The 17,671-nt window shown below is 65.6% G+C and carries 20 protein-coding genes; 9 read left to right on the top strand and 11 right to left on the bottom strand.

Going from position 1 to position 17,671, the window contains the following annotated elements; all coding sequences use genetic code 11:
- Positions 1–13 precede the first annotated feature (13 nt).
- Positions 14–604 (top strand): arsinothricin resistance N-acetyltransferase ArsN1 family B, encoded by a 591-nt coding sequence (locus HMUK_RS11345; RefSeq protein ID WP_015763307.1) that lies wholly within the window; start codon positions 14–16, stop codon positions 602–604.
- An 81-nt stretch (positions 605–685) separates the two neighbouring features.
- Here HMUK_RS11345 and HMUK_RS11340 read toward each other — a convergent pair whose 3' ends face one another.
- Positions 686–1,459 (bottom strand): HFX_2341 family transcriptional regulator domain-containing protein, encoded by a 774-nt coding sequence (locus HMUK_RS11340; protein ID WP_015763306.1) that lies wholly within the window; start codon positions 1,457–1,459, stop codon positions 686–688.
- 137 nt (positions 1,460–1,596) lie between these two features.
- Between HMUK_RS11340 and HMUK_RS11335 the strand changes: the two genes are divergently transcribed.
- On the top strand, positions 1,597–1,983 hold the full coding sequence (locus HMUK_RS11335) for a winged helix-turn-helix domain-containing protein (protein ID WP_015763305.1): 387 nt from the start codon (positions 1,597–1,599) through the stop codon (positions 1,981–1,983).
- A 108-nt stretch (positions 1,984–2,091) separates the two neighbouring features.
- Entirely contained in the window at positions 2,092–2,373 is a 282-nt protein-coding gene (locus HMUK_RS11330; protein ID WP_015763304.1) for a hypothetical protein, read from the top strand.
- 53 nt (positions 2,374–2,426) lie between these two features.
- Here the strand turns inward: HMUK_RS11330 and HMUK_RS11325 are convergent, their stop codons facing one another.
- Together HMUK_RS11325 and HMUK_RS11320 are read right to left on the bottom strand one after the other, a co-directional pair.
- A complete protein-coding gene (locus tag HMUK_RS11325; protein ID WP_015763303.1) occupies positions 2,427–2,714 on the bottom strand; it encodes a chorismate mutase in 288 nt (95 codons plus the stop codon).
- Entirely contained in the window at positions 2,711–3,589 is an 879-nt protein-coding gene (locus HMUK_RS11320; protein WP_015763302.1) for a shikimate kinase, read from the bottom strand. Before HMUK_RS11320 ends, HMUK_RS11325 begins: the two co-directional genes overlap by 4 nt.
- A 96-nt stretch (positions 3,590–3,685) precedes the next feature.
- On the opposite strand from HMUK_RS11320, the gene HMUK_RS11315 reads away from it, so the two are divergent.
- Both HMUK_RS11315 and HMUK_RS11310 read left to right on the top strand, forming a co-directional pair.
- Positions 3,686–4,114: a DUF5796 family protein gene (locus HMUK_RS11315; RefSeq protein ID WP_015763301.1), complete on the top strand. Its 429-nt coding sequence runs from the start codon at positions 3,686–3,688 to the stop codon at positions 4,112–4,114.
- Positions 4,115–4,478: 364 nt separating this feature from the next.
- Positions 4,479–5,684 (top strand): RNA-guided endonuclease InsQ/TnpB family protein, encoded by a 1,206-nt coding sequence (locus HMUK_RS11310; RefSeq protein ID WP_015763300.1) that lies wholly within the window; start codon positions 4,479–4,481, stop codon positions 5,682–5,684.
- A 78-nt stretch (positions 5,685–5,762) separates the two neighbouring features.
- On the opposite strand, the gene HMUK_RS18025 is transcribed toward HMUK_RS11310, so the two are convergent.
- Entirely contained in the window at positions 5,763–5,897 is a 135-nt protein-coding gene (locus tag HMUK_RS18025; RefSeq protein ID WP_015763299.1) for a DUF7128 family protein, read from the bottom strand.
- 153 nt (positions 5,898–6,050) lie between these two features.
- On the opposite strand from HMUK_RS18025, the gene HMUK_RS11300 reads away from it, so the two are divergent.
- The 3 genes from HMUK_RS11300 to HMUK_RS11290 all read left to right on the top strand — a co-directional run bounded on the left by HMUK_RS11300 (position 6,051) and on the right by HMUK_RS11290 (position 11,140).
- The gene (locus HMUK_RS11300) at positions 6,051–8,162 is read left to right on the top strand and encodes a CDC48 family AAA ATPase (RefSeq protein WP_015763298.1); all 2,112 of its coding nucleotides are present in this window, start codon (positions 6,051–6,053) and stop codon (positions 8,160–8,162) included.
- Positions 8,163–8,230: 68 nt separating this feature from the next.
- Positions 8,231–9,760: an aldehyde dehydrogenase family protein gene (locus HMUK_RS11295; RefSeq protein WP_015763297.1), complete on the top strand. Its 1,530-nt coding sequence runs from the start codon at positions 8,231–8,233 to the stop codon at positions 9,758–9,760.
- A gap of 171 nt (positions 9,761–9,931) precedes the next feature.
- Positions 9,932–11,140, top strand: a complete 1,209-nt coding sequence (locus HMUK_RS11290; RefSeq protein WP_015763296.1) for a PQQ-dependent sugar dehydrogenase — start codon at positions 9,932–9,934, stop codon at positions 11,138–11,140.
- 289 nt (positions 11,141–11,429) lie between these two features.
- Here HMUK_RS11290 and HMUK_RS11285 read toward each other — a convergent pair whose 3' ends face one another.
- From HMUK_RS11285 to HMUK_RS11270, 4 genes are all read right to left on the bottom strand, one after another.
- The gene (locus HMUK_RS11285) at positions 11,430–12,242 is read right to left on the bottom strand and encodes a carbon-nitrogen family hydrolase (RefSeq protein WP_015763295.1); all 813 of its coding nucleotides are present in this window, start codon (positions 12,240–12,242) and stop codon (positions 11,430–11,432) included.
- A complete protein-coding gene (locus HMUK_RS11280; RefSeq protein WP_015763294.1) occupies positions 12,239–12,682 on the bottom strand; it encodes an SRPBCC family protein in 444 nt (147 codons plus the stop codon). Before HMUK_RS11280 ends, HMUK_RS11285 begins: the two co-directional genes overlap by 4 nt.
- Positions 12,683–12,732: 50 nt before the next feature.
- On the bottom strand, positions 12,733–12,957 hold the full coding sequence (locus HMUK_RS11275) for a DUF7123 family protein (RefSeq protein ID WP_015763293.1): 225 nt from the start codon (positions 12,955–12,957) through the stop codon (positions 12,733–12,735).
- Positions 12,958–13,074: 117 nt separating this feature from the next.
- Positions 13,075–13,290 carry a DUF7525 family protein gene (locus HMUK_RS11270; RefSeq protein WP_223270951.1) on the bottom strand — a complete coding sequence of 72 codons (216 nt, stop codon included), beginning with the start codon at positions 13,288–13,290 and terminating at the stop codon, positions 13,075–13,077.
- A gap of 104 nt (positions 13,291–13,394) precedes the next feature.
- On the opposite strand from HMUK_RS11270, the gene HMUK_RS11265 reads away from it, so the two are divergent.
- Positions 13,395–14,561 carry an LEA type 2 family protein gene (locus tag HMUK_RS11265; RefSeq protein WP_015763291.1) on the top strand — a complete coding sequence of 389 codons (1,167 nt, stop codon included), beginning with the start codon at positions 13,395–13,397 and terminating at the stop codon, positions 14,559–14,561.
- Between the two features lie 7 nt (positions 14,562–14,568).
- On the opposite strand, the gene HMUK_RS11260 is transcribed toward HMUK_RS11265, so the two are convergent.
- From HMUK_RS11260 to HMUK_RS11250, 3 genes are all read right to left on the bottom strand, one after another.
- Entirely contained in the window at positions 14,569–15,603 is a 1,035-nt protein-coding gene (locus HMUK_RS11260) for a phosphate signaling complex PhoU family protein (RefSeq protein ID WP_015763290.1), read from the bottom strand.
- 123 nt (positions 15,604–15,726) lie between these two features.
- The gene (locus HMUK_RS11255; protein WP_015763289.1) at positions 15,727–16,785 is read right to left on the bottom strand and encodes an ATP-NAD kinase family protein; all 1,059 of its coding nucleotides are present in this window, start codon (positions 16,783–16,785) and stop codon (positions 15,727–15,729) included.
- A 190-nt stretch (positions 16,786–16,975) separates the two neighbouring features.
- Positions 16,976–17,668 (bottom strand): competence/damage-inducible protein A, encoded by a 693-nt coding sequence (locus HMUK_RS11250; RefSeq protein WP_015763287.1) that lies wholly within the window; start codon positions 17,666–17,668, stop codon positions 16,976–16,978.
- Positions 17,669–17,671: the final 3 nt, after the last annotated feature.

The raw sequence follows: 17,671 nt of genomic DNA, 5'->3' as shown, positions 1-17,671 counted from the left end.
ATAGGGCGACACGATGAGCACCATCCGACGCGCTCGCCCCGACGACGCGACCGCGTGTGCGGACATCTACGCACCGTACGTCCGCGACTCGGCGGTCTCCTTCGAGGAGACGCCACCCGCCAGCGGGGAGATGAGAGACCGTCTCCGTGCGACCCTCGAAACGTACCCGTGGCTGGTGTGTGAACGCGAGGATCGAGTGGTCGGCTTCGCGTACGCCAGCGACCACCGGGACCGAACGGCCTACCAGTGGAGCGTCGAGCTCTCGATCTACGTCGACGGCGATCACCGCCGCGCCGGGATCGCGACCGCCCTCTACGAGTCGCTGTTCGCCGTGCTGGGCGAGCAGGGGTTCTACAACGGGTACGCCGGTGTGACACTACCGAACCGGGCGAGCGTCGAGTTCCACCGGGAGATGGGGTTCGAGCCCGTCGGAACGTACGAGAACGTCGGATACACTGCCGGGGAGTGGCAGGACGTGCAGTGGTGGCGCACACAGCTGCGCCACCCCGAGGACGACCCGGAGCCGCCAGTACCGTTCTCGGAGTTCCCGACCGCACAGTTCGAGGCAGCCGTCACCGCGGGCGTCGACTCGCTCGACACCTGATCCCGATTTTGGCGACGGATCTGAGCGTTCGCTCTCACCGGGCAGTCCAGCGACGCGACCAGCGACGAGACCGTCCCGCGCTCACTCGCCGTCGGACTCGGCGGGCAGCTTGTGCCGGAACGCCCGTAACGCGTTCCCCCCCGTCTCCGTCAGCGAGATCCGTTTGGTCCGTCCGACCGACTCGACGGCGACGTAGCCGTCTTCGAGGAGCGGCTCGACGATGCGGTTGTTCAGCAGTGCGAACTTCGCTTTGTCGTTGGCCGGGTCCGAGTCGCTGATGAACGCCAGCCCCTCCCGCTCGGCGAAGTCGATGAGCTCGCTCTTGTTCGGCGTGTGTGCGGCGGTATCGTGCTCGTCGACGTAGTTCAGTATTCGAACCTGGTCCGTCGTCGGCGTCTCCAGGGGATACGACGGGAGCTGCTCGGCCATGATCGTCTCGCCGGTCTGTGGCGTCTCGGCCACCGGGTGGAGGTGCTCGGCCGTTCGAACGTGGTAGCCGCTCGCGTCCGTCGCCATGCACGCCAGTGCAGCGCCGACGGTCGCGAGCTTCGGACCGCTGGAGACGTTCACCCGGACGATGTCTCCCTGGTGCTCGTCGATGAGGGTCGTGATCCGGCCCAGTACGTCGTACACGTCGTCGAGATCGGTCTCGTGGTACGCCAGCGCGACGCCGTGGTCGGTGAGTTCCCGCTCCAGGCGCTCGTGGTACCCGGTCGTCTCCAGCTCGCTGTCGGTCAACAGGTGGAGCGTGTCGACCCCGTACTCGACGACCGGGTCACCGATGCGGTCGTACTCGTAGCCAAGCGGTGCGATGTGTACCTCCTCGACAGAACGAAGCGAATCCGAGCCGTGCATGTCTGGCACGTATGTGCCTTCGATCGCTTCGTACAAATAGTTACGATAGTATCGATAGTTCAAATAGTATCGTAATAGACATGAATACGTGTTCGGGGCAACACCGAGTCGGGGCGCACGCGCGCCCGGATACATCGATGAGTAACTTTCCCGCTACCGATTGCCCGCTGTCTGGCCGACACTCCGAGGAGACGGACGATGCAACTCGCCCGACGGTTCCCGACGGGCAGGACCTGCTCGAACTGGTCGGCGATCCGTACACGTTCGACATACTGGACGCGATCGCCGACGAACCGATGGAGGCCCAGGAGATCGCCGAGACCACCGACGTGTCACAGCCGACGGTGTATCGTCGACTGCGACGGCTCTACCGGGCTGGCATCGTCGATACGGAAGTGAGCGTCGACGGGTCGAGCAACCACCCCACGCAGTTCGGGCTGGCCGTCACGCGCGTCACACTGGCGGTCGAAGACGACGGTATCGGTGTCGACGTCGAGTCTACCGAGGAACGGACAGCAGAGTGAACGAATCCGGTGGTACCGACGCTCTGGCTGCTCGACCGTGTTCAGGTCACGGACTGGTGTAACAGCATCTGGGAAAAATGATGTCTTCACCCGTCGGTGTCTGCAGAGATGGACCTCACCGACAAGGTGGCGAGTGTGGTGAAATTTACCACCCCCTCCACCTCGAAAATTGCTATTATGGCCTCACAAGAGAGAGATATTATCGACAGGCTTGGACGGGTCCTCGTTGTCGTCGCACTCGGATTTTTCGTCGTCCCGCTTGCGATAGGGTTTCTGCTCGCCACCCTCGGATTGAGTCTCCGACCGCTCTACGTTTTTCTGGTTAGCGGAAGTCTCGTGTACGGAATGTTCTATCTACAGTACGGCCAGCACCTTCACGAGGTCATTTGAGGGCGTCTAAAAGTTATTAACTCCAATAAATAGCGACGCAATCTTGCTGCTAGCTACCGACTCTCCCGCTGCTCCACTTTGTTCAGTTCGATCAGCAACCGGAAGATCGCTTTCACGAGGTTGGCGTCCACGTCGAACCGCTCGGCGTTCTCGCCGGCCCGGTCCATCACGGACTGTTCCTGGTCTTCGTCCGTCGTGGGCAGGCCCTTCTCGTCTTTGACCTCGGCGATCGTGTCGGCGACGTAGGTCCGCTGTGCGATCTTCTCGACGATCTCGCGGTCGATCGTCTGGATCTCTGTGCGCAGTTCGTCGAGACTCATGTCCTCTGGATTCGTGCTCATAGTGTGTGGGTTCCCTCCGTTTGGGTCGTGGTCAGCCAGGTGTTGCCGTCGCGCTGCTCCCAGTAGACCTGGACCTGTTCGAGCGCGGGTCGTGGGCCGACGGCGACGTAGGACGGGCCGGTGCCGGAGAGCGAGACGCCCTCGACCTGCCGCATCGCTTCGATGAGTGGCTCCGAGTCGAAGTCGAGCGCCGCACAGAAGGCCAGTCCGTTGACCGTCATCGCTCGTTCGTAGTCGCCGTCGAGCGCGAGGTCCTCGACTAGCCGGGCCATCGGAGCGACGTGCTCACAGCGGCGCACGTCCGCGTCGGCGCTGAACGCCTGCTCTGGGGGCGTGTAGACGAGCACGTCCCAGTCGATCTCGTCGCGTGCCAGTAGCTCGTCGGCGTCGTTGTCCGTGACGGTGACGCCCCCGAGCATCGAGGCGGAGGCGTCGTCGAACGCACCGGTGGCCGTGACGCCCACGTCTCGCGCCGCCATCACGCCGAGGCGGGCCATGTCCTCTCGCGTCATCCGGTCGGTCCCGTCGAGCGCGTCCAGCGTCGCCATGACGGTCGCGTTGGCGGCCGCCGAACTGCTCTTGAGACCCGAGGCCATCGGCACGTCGCTCTCGGTTCTGACGACGGCACCGGCCACCTCTGGTTCGCCGTGAGCGTCGAGGACGTACTCGACGCAGGTCTCGATCAGGCGAGTGTCGGCGTCGGGCGCGCCAGCGATCTCCCCGACGATCGCCTCCTCGTCGTCGTCGATCTCCGCCTCGGTGAACAGATCGACCGTCGCGTGTGTGTACTCGTCGATGGCGAACGCCGACCCGCGGTGGGTGGCGAGCGCGTTCAGCACCGTCCCGGCCGCCGGGGCCGCAGCCTTCCCCTGCATCGTCTCACTGTCCCACACGACCGTATTTACCTGTGGCGGTCTGGTAGCTGCCGGTGGAACGCGGCGCTTTTGCCGGTCCGAGGCGAACCGTCGCCAATGAGCGCCCGCAACGACGTAGCCCCCGAGACGCTGTCGGTCGAACTCACGGAAGACGGCGTCGTGGTCGAGTACACCGACGGCCGAGAGGTGTTCTACCACGGCGTCCCCGAGCGAGTCGAAGACAGCGTCGTGGCAGCACCGGCCAAAGAGGTCCACGTCCTCGTGACCGATCCCAACGAGACCGAGGGCGTGTTGCTGTACGTCAACGATCTCAACACCCACGACGACATCCTCGAAGAGACCGGCGTGGGCCGGATCATGCTCGACACGGGCGAGCAAGAAGAGGTGTTCCCCGGCGTGACGATCACGGACACGTCGATGCGCGTCGAAGTCGAGGCCGATCCCGAAACCGCCCGTGGGCGCGTCTTCGTGTTCGTCGAAGACGAGATGGGCGAGCGGAGCTACGAGATCGTCAGCAGCGAGTGATCTCCGGGGTTTCGAGCCATCCGCGGCCGCTGGGTCGCAAAGCGGTGCGCGGCCGCACGAACGCGTCGCTCTGACCGTCGAGGCGGTCGATCGACGAGTCGTCTACGGGAAGAAGCTCCGGGGCTTGACCCCGGAGCAGTTCACCTAATTCAAGGTGGAGGCCCCACCCTCAAGGAGTGCCGGGCTTCCGATACGTCGGAAGCACAAACGAGTAGGGTGGGGAGGACAGCGCGGAACTCCGTTCCGCGGGCCGTGCGAACGGCGAAGCCGTGAGCAGAAGCCGACATGGTACTGACTAGCCACCAAACTGTTGCCTGCTAACTCCCAACTATTAATTAACTACAGGTATATATGTGAAAATACAGTGGAGTACCGTCGTACTGCCGTTATCAAGCTCGACACGCCCGAAGGCGCGGATGCACACCTTCAGGAGACTGTCGAGCAATTCAAATACTGCGCCAACACCGCGAGTAGGTGGTGCTGGCACGGCGACGACGGCTACCACGTTACCTCGAAAGCAAAAGCCGAACGCGGCCTGTACGACCAGCTACGCGAGGACACCGAGTTGACCGCGAACCTCGTCCAGAAGGGGATTCGCCAAGCCGTCGAAGCCGTCAAAAGCGGCGTCGAACGGCTCACAAACGACCAAGATACGTCTCGCCCGACGTTCACTGCGGATACCGCAATCTACGACAAGCGAAGTGCCACGTTCCATCGTGACCACGTTTCGCTGTCAACAGTGGACGGACGAATCGGGTGTGACTATATCCTCCCTGACGACGCTGACGTACCACCGACGAAGTACGTCACAGACGAGGAGTACGAGTTTCGGCGGGCGACTCTCCATCGACGTGATGGCGACTGGTATCTCCATGCATCGATGCTCAAAGAGGACGACACCGACACCACGACCGGGCACAGAACAGTCCTCGGTGTGGACCTCGGTGTGAACCAGCTCGCGGTCGCTTCGACTGGTCGGTTCTGGTCGGCAGACGAGTTCAACCACTGGAAGCGAGAGTACGAGAAACGGCGTGGCGACCTCCAGCAGTGCGGGACACGGGCTGCACACGACGCGATAGAAGGAGTTGAACAGAAAGAGGACGGGCGCTTCGAGATATTCCTGCACCGTGTCGCCAACGAAATCGTCGCTGAAGCCGTCGAACACGACTGTTCGCATATCGTGTTCGAGGATCTGACCGATATTCGTGAGAACGTGCCAGACGCGTCGTGGCATCATCTGTGGGCGTTCCGTCGCCTCTATGAGTACGTCGAATACAAAGCTAGAGAGCAAGGCGTCGAATCCGTCCAAGTGGACCCACGCAACACTTCGAAGCGATGTTCGACCTGTGGGTTCACCCACGACGACAATCGCCATCAAGAGTCGTTCGAGTGTCTGAAGTGTGGGTACAAGAACCACGCGGACTACAACGCTTCCAAGAACATCGGTTTGCAGTATCTCCGGCGTCGGCAAAACGCAGATGCCGGAGGCGTACCCGTAGACGTGCGCTTGAATCGCGGGACGCTGAACGTGAGTGGAGAGTACGACCTTCCCGCCTCATCCGAGGCGTAGAACGGGAGTCCACGCGAAAGCCCTCCCCTCAACGAGCGAGCGGGGTAATTACCCCCGAGCGAAGTAGGGGAGGGTAGTTTACTGGATGTAGGACGGTTCTTCCGAGTCACAGTTGCGCTCGTGCTGGTCGGCGTCGCTCTCGTCGTCGAACATGAGCCCGCAGTGCTCGCACTCGTACCAGGTCATCTCGTCACGCTCGGTTTGAGAGACCATGTCATGTGTTCCACACGCCTCCGGTATAGGCGTTTCTCCGGGGCTGCGTTCGACAGACGACCACCAGATCGCCGTCGGTAGACACCGCGACCGCTGGACGCCACCCAGCTACCAGGCGACGGTATCAAGACCGTCGGACCTCTACCCGAGCGCATGAGTGGTCACCCGTCTGGCGGGATCGAGCTCGAAGTCGAAGGGGCCAACAAGCGCGACGCGGGGCGTGGCATCGCCCGGCTGCCGGACTCGGTCCGGGACGAACTGAACGTCCTCAGCGGCGACCCGATCATCGTCGGCGGCGACAGGAAGACCGTCGTCAAGGTCTGGCCGGCCAGCGACGACGGCGGCCAGTTCGTCAGAATCGACGCGGACACGCGGGCCAACGCCGGTGTCAACATCGGCGACACCGTGACGGTCTCGAACGCGAGCGTCGACGACGCGACGACGATCACCGTCCAGCCGGCAAAGCCCCTCCCCGGCAGCGAGTCCTACGAGCACGCCGTCCGCGACCGGCTCGTCGACCGACTCGTCCAGCGAGACGAGCAGGTCCACGTCGAGGGGCTGGGGACGTTCCTCGTACGCTCGACTTCGCCGGAAGGGTCCGTGCGCGTCGCCGACGACACCCGCGTCACAGTGTTGCCCTACAGCGGCGACCGCGAGGAGTCGGCGACCGCGTCGTCGGTAAATCCCCCGTCCGAGGACGAGGCGACCGAAACGGCCGACATCGACGTGAACTACGAGGATATCGGGGGCCTCGACGAAGAGCTCGACCAGATCCGCGAGATGATCGAGATGCCACTCTCCGAGCCCGAGCGGTTCCGTCGGCTCGGAATCGACCCGCCCAGTGGCGTCTTGCTCCACGGGCCGCCCGGCACCGGGAAGACGCTGATCGCTCGGGCCGTCGCCAACGAGGTCGACGCGTACTTCGACACGATCTCCGGCCCGGAGATCGTCTCCAAGTACAAGGGCGAATCCGAGGAGCGGCTGCGAGAGGCCTTCGAGCGCGCCGAGGACAACGCGCCGTCGATCCTCTTCATCGACGAGATCGACTCGATCGCGGGCTCTCGCGACGAGGACGCCGACATGGAGAACCGCGTCGTCGCCCAGTTGCTCACGCTGATGGACGGGCTGGAAGACCGCGGGCGGGTCGTCGTCATCGGCGCGACCAACCGCGTCGACACGATCGACGACGCCCTCCGGCGGGGCGGGCGCTTCGACCGCGAGATCGAAATCGGCGTACCAGACGAGCCGGGCCGGCGAGAGATACTCGACGTACACACCCGCGAGATGCCGATCGACGACGACATCCAACTCGACGACGTGGCGAGTCAGACCCACGGTTTCGTCGGCGCGGACCTGGCGACGCTGACCACGGAGGCCGCGATGACGGCGCTGCGACGAGAGAGCGACGACCCGGACGTGAATCGAGCCGACTTCGAGACGGCGATGGCGGCCGTCGAACCCTCGGCGATGAGAGAGTACGTCGCCGAGTCGCCGTCGGTCTCGTTCGACGACGTCGGCGGGCTCGACGACGTGAAAGAGCGGCTCACGGAGGCCGTCGAGTGGCCACTCGCCTACGGGCCGCTCTTCTCGGCGACCGACACGGATCCGCCCAGCGGCGTGCTCCTCTACGGTCCGCCGGGGACCGGCAAGACCCTGCTGGCCCGCGCGATCGCCGGAGAGAGCGGCGTCAACTTCATCCACGTCAACGGTCCCGAACTGCTCGATCGCTACGTCGGCGAGTCCGAGGAGTCGGTCAGAGAGATGTTCGAGCGAGCGCGCCAGACCGCCCCGAGCATCGTCTTCCTCGACGAGATCGACGCCGTCGCGGGCCAGCGCGGGGAGAGCAACGAGGTCTCCGAGCGCGTCGTCTCCCAGCTGCTGACCGAGCTCGACGGGATCACGGAGAACCCCAACCTCGTCGTCCTGGCGGCGACGAACCGCCGCGAGACGCTGGACGACGCGCTCTTGCGGCCGGGTCGGTTCGAGCAGCACGTCGAAGTGCCGAACCCGGACCGCGCCGCGCGTCGCGAGATCCTGGCGGTCCACACCGCCGACAAGCCCCTCGGCGACGGCGTCGATCTGGACGGGCTGGCGGCCCAGACGGAGGGGTACTCGGGAGCCCAGATCGAGGCACTCGTCCGGGAAGCCTCGATGCGAGCGATCCGAGCCGTCGCCGACGACATCGATCCCGACGACGTTGCAGCCAGCGCCGAATCGGTCGTCATCGAGACGGCCGACTTCGAGGCTGCGCTCGAATCGGTCTGACGCCAGCGACCCACACCCGTCTCGTGACATAGATTTTTGTCTACCGGGGGTCAAGTCCACACGCTCACATGACTCGAGACAGCGAGGTCCCCGGCCGCCACTACATCGACGGTGAGTGGACAGACGGCGACAGTACGACGATCTTCGAGAGTCGCGAGCCCGCGACCGGCGAGGTGCTGGCCGAGTTCCAGCGCGGAACGAGCGACGACGTAGCCAGCGCCGTCGCCGCCGCCGAGGCCGCCGCCGACGAGTGGCAGTCCCTCTCCTACATCGATCGCGCGGAACACCTCTGGGAGATCTTCCACGAGCTTCGAGACCGCACCGACGAACTCGGCGAAGTCGTCAGCAGGGAGTGCGGGAAAGAACTCTCCGAGGGCCGAGCCGACGTGGTCGAGGCCTACCACATGGTCGAGTGGGCCGCGGGCAACGCCCGCCACCCCCACGGCGACGTCGTTCCCAGCGAGGTCGCGAGCAAGGACGCCTACATGCGGCGCAAGCCCCGCGGCGTCGTCGGCTGCATCACGCCCTGGAACTTCCCCGTCGCCATCCCGTTCTGGCACATGGCGGTCGCGCTCGTCGAGGGCAACACCGTCGTCTGGAAACCCGCCGAACAGACACCGTGGTGTGCCCAGATCGTCGCGGAGATGTTCGACGACGCGGGGATCCCCGACGGCGTGTTCAACCTCGTTCAGGGGTACGGCGACGCCGGCAACGCCGTCGTCGAGGACGACCGCGTCGACACCGTCCTCTTTACGGGCTCTGCGGCGGTCGGCCACGAGGTAGCCGGCAAGATCGGCGGCCGGCCGGGCCGGAGCGCGTGTTGCGAGATGGGCGGCAAGAACGCGGTCGTCGTCACCGACACCGCCGACCTGGATATCGCGGTCCACTCGGCGGTGATGTCCTCGTTCAAGACGGCCGGCCAGCGCTGTGTCTCCGCGGAGCGCCTGATCGTCCACGAAGACGTGTACGACGAGTTCAAGCGCCGCTTCGTCGACCTCGCGGAAGACGTGACGGTCGGAGATCCCCTCGACGAGTCGACGTTCATGGGCCCGGTCGTCGACCAAGAGCAAGTCGAGAAGTTCGCGGAGTACAACGAACTGGCCCGACAGGAGGGTGCGACAGTGCTCGTCGACCGGGAGGAGCTGTCGCCCGACGCGATCCCCGACGGCCGCGAGGAGGGCAACTGGGTCGGACCCTTCGTCTACGAGATGGAGTACGATCCCGAACTGCGCTGTCTCACCGAAGAGGTGTTCGGCCCCCACGTCGCCCTGCTGGAGTACTCCGGCGGGGTCGAACGCGCAGTCGAGATGGTCAACGCGACGCCGTACGGCCTCGCCGGTGCGATCGTCGCCGAGGACTACCGCCAGATCAACTACTTCCGAGACAACGCCGACCTCGGACTGGCCTACGGGAACCTCCCGTGTATCGGCGCGGAGGTTCACCTCCCCTTCGGCGGCGTCAAGAAGTCCGGCAGCGGCTCGCCACACGCCCGCGAGGTGATCGAGGCGGTCACCGAACGAACGGCCTGGACGATCAACAACTCGAAGGAGATCGAGATGGCACAGGGGTTGTCGGCTGATATACGGACCGAGGAGTGAACGACGCAGGGAGGCGTTTCATCGCCGACCAGTGGTTCACTGCGAGCAGAGGAGTGATGCGCTCGACGAGCGGGACGAGCCGCGAGTAGCGGTGGCGTGTGCTCCGAGAGAGTTCGACCCGCGGGAGCGAGTCGACGAGAGGTTTGTGAACGTGGGACTCGAAGTGGCAGTATGACCGACGAGACGACAGCAGTCACGCGGCGTCGTTCGATGCTGGCCACGATCGCTACCGGCCTCGGCGGCCTCGTGGCCGGCTGTGACGGGCGGTCGGTCGGACAGCGATCACCGACCGAGACCGACGACGACGCCGGGGTCGCCGTCGATCGCGTCGCGGAGTCGTTCACGGCTCCGTGGAGCGTCACACCGTTGCCCTCGGGCGATCGGTTGCTCGTGACCGAACGGCCGGGTCGGCTCTGGCTGGTGTCGCTGCCGGACGGCGAGAAGAGCGAACTGACCGGCGTGCCGTCGGTCCACGCTCGGGGGCAGGGCGGCTTGCTCGACAGCGAACTCCACCCCGAGTTCGAGGAGACGCCGTGGGTGTACCTGACCTACGCCAGCGCGAACGACGGCGGAGAGTCGACGACGGCGCTGGCTCGCGGACGGCTGAACGTCGACAGCGGCTCGCTCGAAGCGGTCGAGCGGCTCCACGTCGCCGAGCCCTTCGTCGAGTCGAACGGCCACTTCGGCTCCCGGGTCGCTTTCGGCCGGGACGGCACAGTCTACCAGACGGTCGGTGATCGACAGTTCAAGGACTTCGGCCCCCAGCACGTCGCCCAGGACCTGACGACGGAACTCGGTGTGACGCTGCGCCTCGAACCCGACGGCTCGGTCCCGGACGACAATCCGTTCGTCGACGAGCCGGCGGCCGCCGACGCCGTCTACAGCTACGGCCACCGCAACGCCCAGGGCATGGCCGTCCATCCCGACACCGGCGCGATCTGGCAGAGCGAGTTCGGGGAGCAGGACGGCGACGAGATCAACGTCCTCCGGCCCGGGGGCAACTACGGGTGGCCCGTCGCCGACGAAGGCTGTACGTACGGTTCGGGCGATCCCATCGGCGTGGCACACGCGGACCGCGACGACGTGGTCGGGCCGGTCTACTCCTGGCCCTGCGGGAGCGGTGGCTTCCCACCCAGCGGAATGACGTTCTACACCGGCGCGGCGTTCCCGGAGTGGGACGGCGATCTGTTCGTCGGCGGGCTGGCCTCGCAGTCTCTCGCTCGCTTCACCGTCGACGGCACCGACGTGACCGAGGCCGAGCAGTTGCTGTCGGGACGCGGGTGGCGAATCAGAGACGTGGCACAGGGAGTCGAGGACGGACACCTCTACGTGGCCGTCGACGCCGACGACGCGCCGATCGTGCGCCTCTCGCCTGCGTGATGCTGCCGGCTGTCCGTCTGTAAACGAGTTCGCCACCACGGCGAGTCTCTCCCAGAGTGTCAGCCGACAGTGTGAGCGGCGCTCCGAGGACGAGAGAGGACGGTTGTGAGCGTCAAAAGGGCTGGAGACCCAACACGATGGAAGGACGCCGAGAAAGGCTGTCCGGACAGCCTTGGGCGATCGCCACCGTGGCCGAGCAGCGAGTCGAGCGAGCCGAGCTAGTTCGCCGGCAAAGACGTGAAAAGCGCCGTGCCGGCACTTGCTACTCTCGACCGAGCACGTATAAAGCTCAGGGTTGACGGCGATCGTCGAGCGCCGGGAACGACTCGCGGACGGCGGCGACCCGATCCGGATCGAGGTCGGCGGTGACGAGTGCCGGCTCGTCGCCCGTCGACGCGATCGGCGTCCCCCACGGATCGTACACCGTCGAGCGACCGAGCAGCGCCTCGCCGTCGAACGTGCCGACGCCGTTTGCCGCCGCGACGTACGTGAGGTTCTCGACGGCACGTGCCTTCGGCAGGACCGACCAGTGCTCGACGCGGGGGTAGGGCCACGCGCTCGGGACGAGCACGAGCGTGACACCGCGGTCGGCCAGTTCCCGGTAGAGCTCCGGAAACCGGAGGTCGTAGCAGGTCGTGACGCCGACGGTAAAACCCCCGATGTCGGCAGTCTGGATGCGCTCGCCCGGCTCCAGGAGGTCCTGCTCGGCCGAACCGTAGCCAAAGAGGTGGTGTTTGCGGTACACGCTGCGTCGCCGGCCGTCGCTGTCGAACAGTACCGAGGTGTTGGCGTACCCCTCCGTGGCCGGCGTCTCGATGCCGGCCGCGTGGCTGGCAGCCAGATCCTCGACGATCGACCCCGCGAGGAGGGCGAGGTCCTGCTCGGCCGCCGTCTCTCGGAGGCGCGTCAGCGTCGGCCCCGTCAGGGACTCGGCGGTGCGAGCGTAGGCGTCGAAGGCGAAGTAGCCGGTGGCAAACAGCTCCGGCAGCGCGACGAGTCCCACACCCCGGTCGGCGGCTCGTTCGATCATCGCCGTCGCTCGCTCGACGTTCGCCTCGACGGTGCCCGCTTCGACGCGGTGCTGTGCGAGCGCGATCTTCATGGGCGGTCCTCGATGTCGGCCAGCAGCGCGCGTTCGAGGTTCTCCAGCTCGGCGTCGAAGTTGCGCTTGAAGAACCGCTCGACGCCCGGGATTCGACCGTCGACGACGAACCGGTTCGTCAGTCGCGTCGCCACGTCCGCGTCGTCCCGCTCGATCGCTTCCAGTTCGTGTTCTCCCCGCACCGACATCACCTTCGATCGGCCGGTGAAGCTGACGTAGTCGGGAGCCCGCCGTTCGTCGTCGCTGGTCTCGACGGCGACCGTGCTGTCGATCAGCGGGATCGGGAGCGCGAGGTGCCACGTGGCCGAGCCGTCGTCGTGTGTCTCCCATCGCTCGATGACGCTGATCGGCGCAGCGCGTCGGTCCGGGTCCGCGATGAACTCCCAGACACGCTCGGGCGACGCCGGTACCGTCATCGTCCGCTCGACCCGGACAGTCATACGATGTCGTCAGGGGTACGTGGTCAAAAAGACGGCGAAGACGGCCACGGCTAGCTCAGCGTGACGCGCCACGTCGTCGAGCGGGATCGTCCCCACTTCTCGATGTCGACCTCGTCGGCCTCCTCGGCGAGTCGCGGCAACCGGGCACCGACCTGCTTCGACGAGAGACCGAGCTGATCGGCGATGTTCTTCGCGCGGAAGTAGCTCTGCCCGCGGGAGACGCTGTCCCTCAGGTAGTCGAGGATCTGCCGGTCTTCCTCGCTGATCTCTCCCATGCCTCCAAGTAGGGCCTTCGAAGTCTTAACCGTTCCTTTCCGAGCTATCGGAGCGGAGTAGACGGGTGGGCAGTGGGAACAAAAGGATGGTCAAGCGACGACTCGTCGGCCCGTCGATCAGTCGTCGAACGCGTGGATCGCGACGATCGCCAGGCCCGCCGCCAGCATCGCGACGCCGAAGGCGATCCCGCCGTTGACCTGCACTGCACGGGCGTGTTCCAGCGCGTACGAGTAGCCGAAGACCCCTGTCGCGACCGAAGCGACGACCGCCACGATCGAGAAGAGCAGCCCCAGTCCGACGCTCATGTCCGTCTTCGACGACGTTGTTGCCATACGAACTGCTATCCCGAGTGGCCACTTAATTCATACGGAGCGAGCGTCCCGAGAGCGACGCCGTGCCCGAAGATATATCCAGTCCGACGTGGAGTCGCTACTGTATGCGTCGATCGCTCACAGTCGGCCTCGCTGGCGTCCTGGGGATCGCGCTGGTCCTCGGTGGCGGCGTCGCGCTCGGTGTCCTCGGCACGCCCAGCCTCGCGGGCGTCGACAACCAGTTCGGGCCGGTCAACGAGACGACGACGGTCGTCCACACCGATCTGCACCTGCGCAACCCGAATCCGATCGGGGTCAGACTGGGGAACGTACGCGTCAACTACAGCGTCGCCATGAACGACGTGACACTCGCCAGCGGACAGCGAGACGGCGTCCGGGTGCCGACCGGGAACTCGACGCTGAACCTCACGACGGCGATAGACAACGAGCAGATTCCGGTCTGGTGGTACACCCACGTCGACAACGGAGAGACGACGGCGGTCGATATCGACGCGAGAGTCGAGACGCCGCTCGGCGAGGCCTCTCTGGGTCAGTCACGGGCGATCGAGACGGACATCGCCGGGCAGTTCGACTCGACGGAGACGCGACCGGTCGAGGCGAATCGCCCGTTCGTTCGCGACCCCGTCCTGTACATCAATCGGACGCGAGGGGCCTGGGACCGACCGAACGTGACGCGCCAGCAGACGCCGCTGGACCTCAGCTTCACCGTCTACAACCCCAAGTCCGTTCCCTACACCGTCTCGAAGGTCGGCTACGACGTCACGATGAACGGCGTCCCCGTCGGCGAGGGCGAGACCGACAGGGGGTATCTCCTCGAACCGCGGACGACAGAGACGATCCGAGCGAACGCGGCGATCCGCAACGACAGACTCGACGAGTGGTGGGTCAGCCACATCGATCGGGACCAGGTCACGGATCTACGGATCGACTTCTATCTGCTCGTCGAGGTGGGCGAGGAACAGTTCAGGATCGATCTCGACGCGATCGATTACGAGCAGCGGATCGAGACCGACATCTTCGGCACCAAGGCGACAAACGAGAGTGCGACGACTGACGAGGCGACGCCGGCGTCAGCGTCGAACGACAGCGCCACGACAGGAGCAGATAGCAGAACCACAGAAACAGACTCCGACGACGGACTCGATCCGACGGGCTCGGAGGTAACAGAAACGACCGTCACCGGGACGGAGACGACGCCAACGGCAACGCCGACCGAGACCGACGACGGCATCCTCGATGGTGGATCCGAGACCGGCGACGGCGTGCTCTGACGGACGATTACTTGATCTCGGTGTGCTCGGACTCCTCGTTGAGCGCGAGGTTCGTCGCGATTTCGGCGTTTCGGACGGCGTACTCGGCGGTCTGCTGGAGGCTCACGAGGACTTCTCGCACCTGCAGGAGCGACTCGTTGCCCATCTCCGGCAGATCGTCAAGAATCTCGGTCTCCCGGTCGCCGATCTCGGCGTAGGTCTCGCGGACCTCGATTGCGGTGTCGTAGTCGCGCTCGACGGTGGCGGTCACCGCTTTCTCCGTGATCTCGTTGACCTGATCGGTGAAATCGCGGATCCGACGCATCGTCGACGACTCGACCGTGAGCGTGTGATCGTCGGACTCCAGGGCGATCTCGGCGATGTCCTCGGCGTTGTCGGCAGTCAACTCCAGGTTCTTCGCGATCGATCGGTACCCGATCAGCGGGAAGCCGTCGTCGAGGCCGACCGCCCGCGCCAGATTGGGGTTCTGGTAGGAGGTGAAGATGAGCCGAAGGAGGAGCACGAAGATCTTGTTGGCCTGGCGTTCCCGGTTGAGTGCGCGCTGTGCGAGGTCGGGGTTGCCGTGGGCCAGCGACTTGACGGCCTCGTTTCGCATGGTGCTGCCGGTCGATTCGAGCCGTTCGAGGAGGTTGTTCAGCGTGAAGTCTTCGGGGTCGACCGAGCACCGGATGGCGATGCGTTCCGGGCGTTCCTCGATGACGCCCAGCCCCATCAGCTGGGTCTCGGCGTTGTAGACGGCGTTGATGTGTTCCGAGGGGAGCGTCTCGCCCTCGCCAGCGTCGATGTGGATGATCCGGCGGCCCAGCACGTACTGGGCGACGATCGCTCGCTCGACGGCGTCGGCGTCGAGATTGGCGGCGTAGATGATCGCCTCGGACTCCTCTGCCTGCACCGATTCGGGCAACACGGTGAGGGCACCGTTGCCGCTGATTCGCAGCGACACTTCGTCGCCCTTCTCCACGTCGTGGGCGCTGGCCCACTCTGCCGGCAACGTCATCGCGAGCGTCGAAGGGCCCAACCGCTGTACCTTTCGGGTTTCCATATGTCCTTTACTTGTCCCAGCTCACCTTAATGTTGTCCATACGGACGAATACATTCCGCGAATAATAATATTGAGATTCGTTGCCGGGAATCGGTGGACGAACATCCACCGATCGTCGCGGCGTCAGGCGACCTCGACGAGACGGCGCTCGAAGGCCCCGACGCGCACCCGGAGCCAGCCCCGCAACTGCTCGTCCAGTTCCGGATCGCCGGTGTCGACGCGCAACACGCCGATGTCGTCGAGCTTGGCCCGCGATGCGACGACCTCGATCTCACAGCGTTCGATGACGGCCGGCGACAGCTGTTGGTTCCCCCGGCCGAAGACGAACCCCTGTCCGCCGATGGGCGAGACGATCACGACGTTGTCCTCGCCGAGCGCGTCGACGATCTCCGCCTCGCCGCCGTCCCTGACGAGAACCGCCCCGTCTCGCCACACGTCGACGCCCAGGGTCGTGCCGTCGAACCCCAGCGCGGACTTGATCGCGCCGACGGTGCTGCCGGGTCCGAGGACGTAGGTGACTCCCGATCGTGCCTCCTCTGCGACGGCCTCGGCCAGCGTCTCGACGGTGCCGCCGCCGAGTTGCTTCGCGGACTGGCGCTCGTCTGCCTGTGGGACGCGAACGACGGCCCGAAGCTCGGTGACGACCTCGCCTCGGCGGTACTCGTCCTCGTCGATGTCGTTGACCTCCGCCCGTTCGGTGTCGGTAAAGCGGGCGGCGATACGGCCGGCCGCACGCGGTGAGACGCCGAAGACAGACGAGTACACCTTGACGCCGGCCGGTACGCCGAGCATCGGCGTCTCCTCGCCGAGTTCCTCGGCCACGTCGACAGCGGTGCCGTCCCCGCCCACGAAGAACACGAGATCGACCCCGTGCTCGCGGAAGGCACGTACGGCGGCCCGCGTATCCTCCCTCGTCGTCTCGTCGCCCGCTGGCTCCCCGAGCACGACCGGCTCGAACCCCGCGTCCCGAGCCGCCCCGGCACCCATCGGCTCGCCCCAAGTGAGCACCTCGATCTCGTCGCCGTACTCCCGGAGTGCGGCCAGCGCGGTGGCCGCACGCTCGGGTGCGCGGGGCTCGGCCCCCCGCTCGCGAGCCGCTTCGACCTTGCCGTCCGTCCCTTTGAGTCCGACCCGCCCACCCATCCCAGCGATGGGGTTGACGACGACACCGATTCGGCGCATACCACGCGTTCGGTCGCCACTCGCAAAAGCCACCCGGGAACGAATCTTTGAAGCGGGAGGGCGATGGACGTAGTCGTATGTTCGTTCCGCTGCAAGAAACCGTACAGCCCGGGATCATCGACGCGGCCGGCTACGTCATCACGCTCGGCGGGATCCTCGCGACGGCGCTCTGGCTCAAGTTCCTCGCGCGCTAGTCGTCGACGGAGTCGACCCGCGCTTCGAACCACGCCGCCGCTTCCTGTACGAGTTCCCGATCGGTTCCCTCGAACTTGACGCTGACACGCTCGCCAGGGTAGCTGCCGACTTTCACCGGGAACCGCTCCTGGACCGCGGCGAGGCGATCCAGCAGCGCGCTCTCGGGTTCGTCGGTCTCGACGACGGTGACGTGTCGCCCGTCCCCGTCGAACGCGTCTTCGATCTCCTCGAACATCCGTTTCATCTCTGCGGGGACACCCGGCAGTACGTAGCAGTTCTCGACGATACAGCCCGGCGCGACGCCCTCGTGGTTGGGCAGCACACGCGCCCCTTCGGGGACGTGGCCGGTGCCGTCGGTGAGATCGGCACGCTCGTAGCCGCCGTGTTCTTCCAGCCACGACAGCGCTTCCTCGCTCTCGACCACGTCACGGCCGAAGGCGGCGGCGACGCCCTCGATCGTCTTGTCGTCGTGTGTCGGTCCGAGCCCGCCGGTGACGACGACGGCGTCGTACTCGGCGTGGTACTCGTTGACGACGCGGGCGATGTCCGCCAGCCGATCCGGGACCACCGTCGTCCGTTCGACCGACACTCCGCGGTCGGCGAGCTGGCGGCCGAGCCACGCGGCGTTCGTGTTGACGGTGTCGCCAGCGAGTAGTTCGTCGCCGACCGTGACCAGCGCGACGTGCATGTC

It is taken from the genome of Halomicrobium mukohataei DSM 12286, from assembly GCF_000023965.1.
GTDB lineage: Archaea > Halobacteriota > Halobacteria > Halobacteriales > Haloarculaceae > Halomicrobium > Halomicrobium mukohataei.
This window is presented reverse-complemented; position numbering and strand designations above follow the sequence as displayed.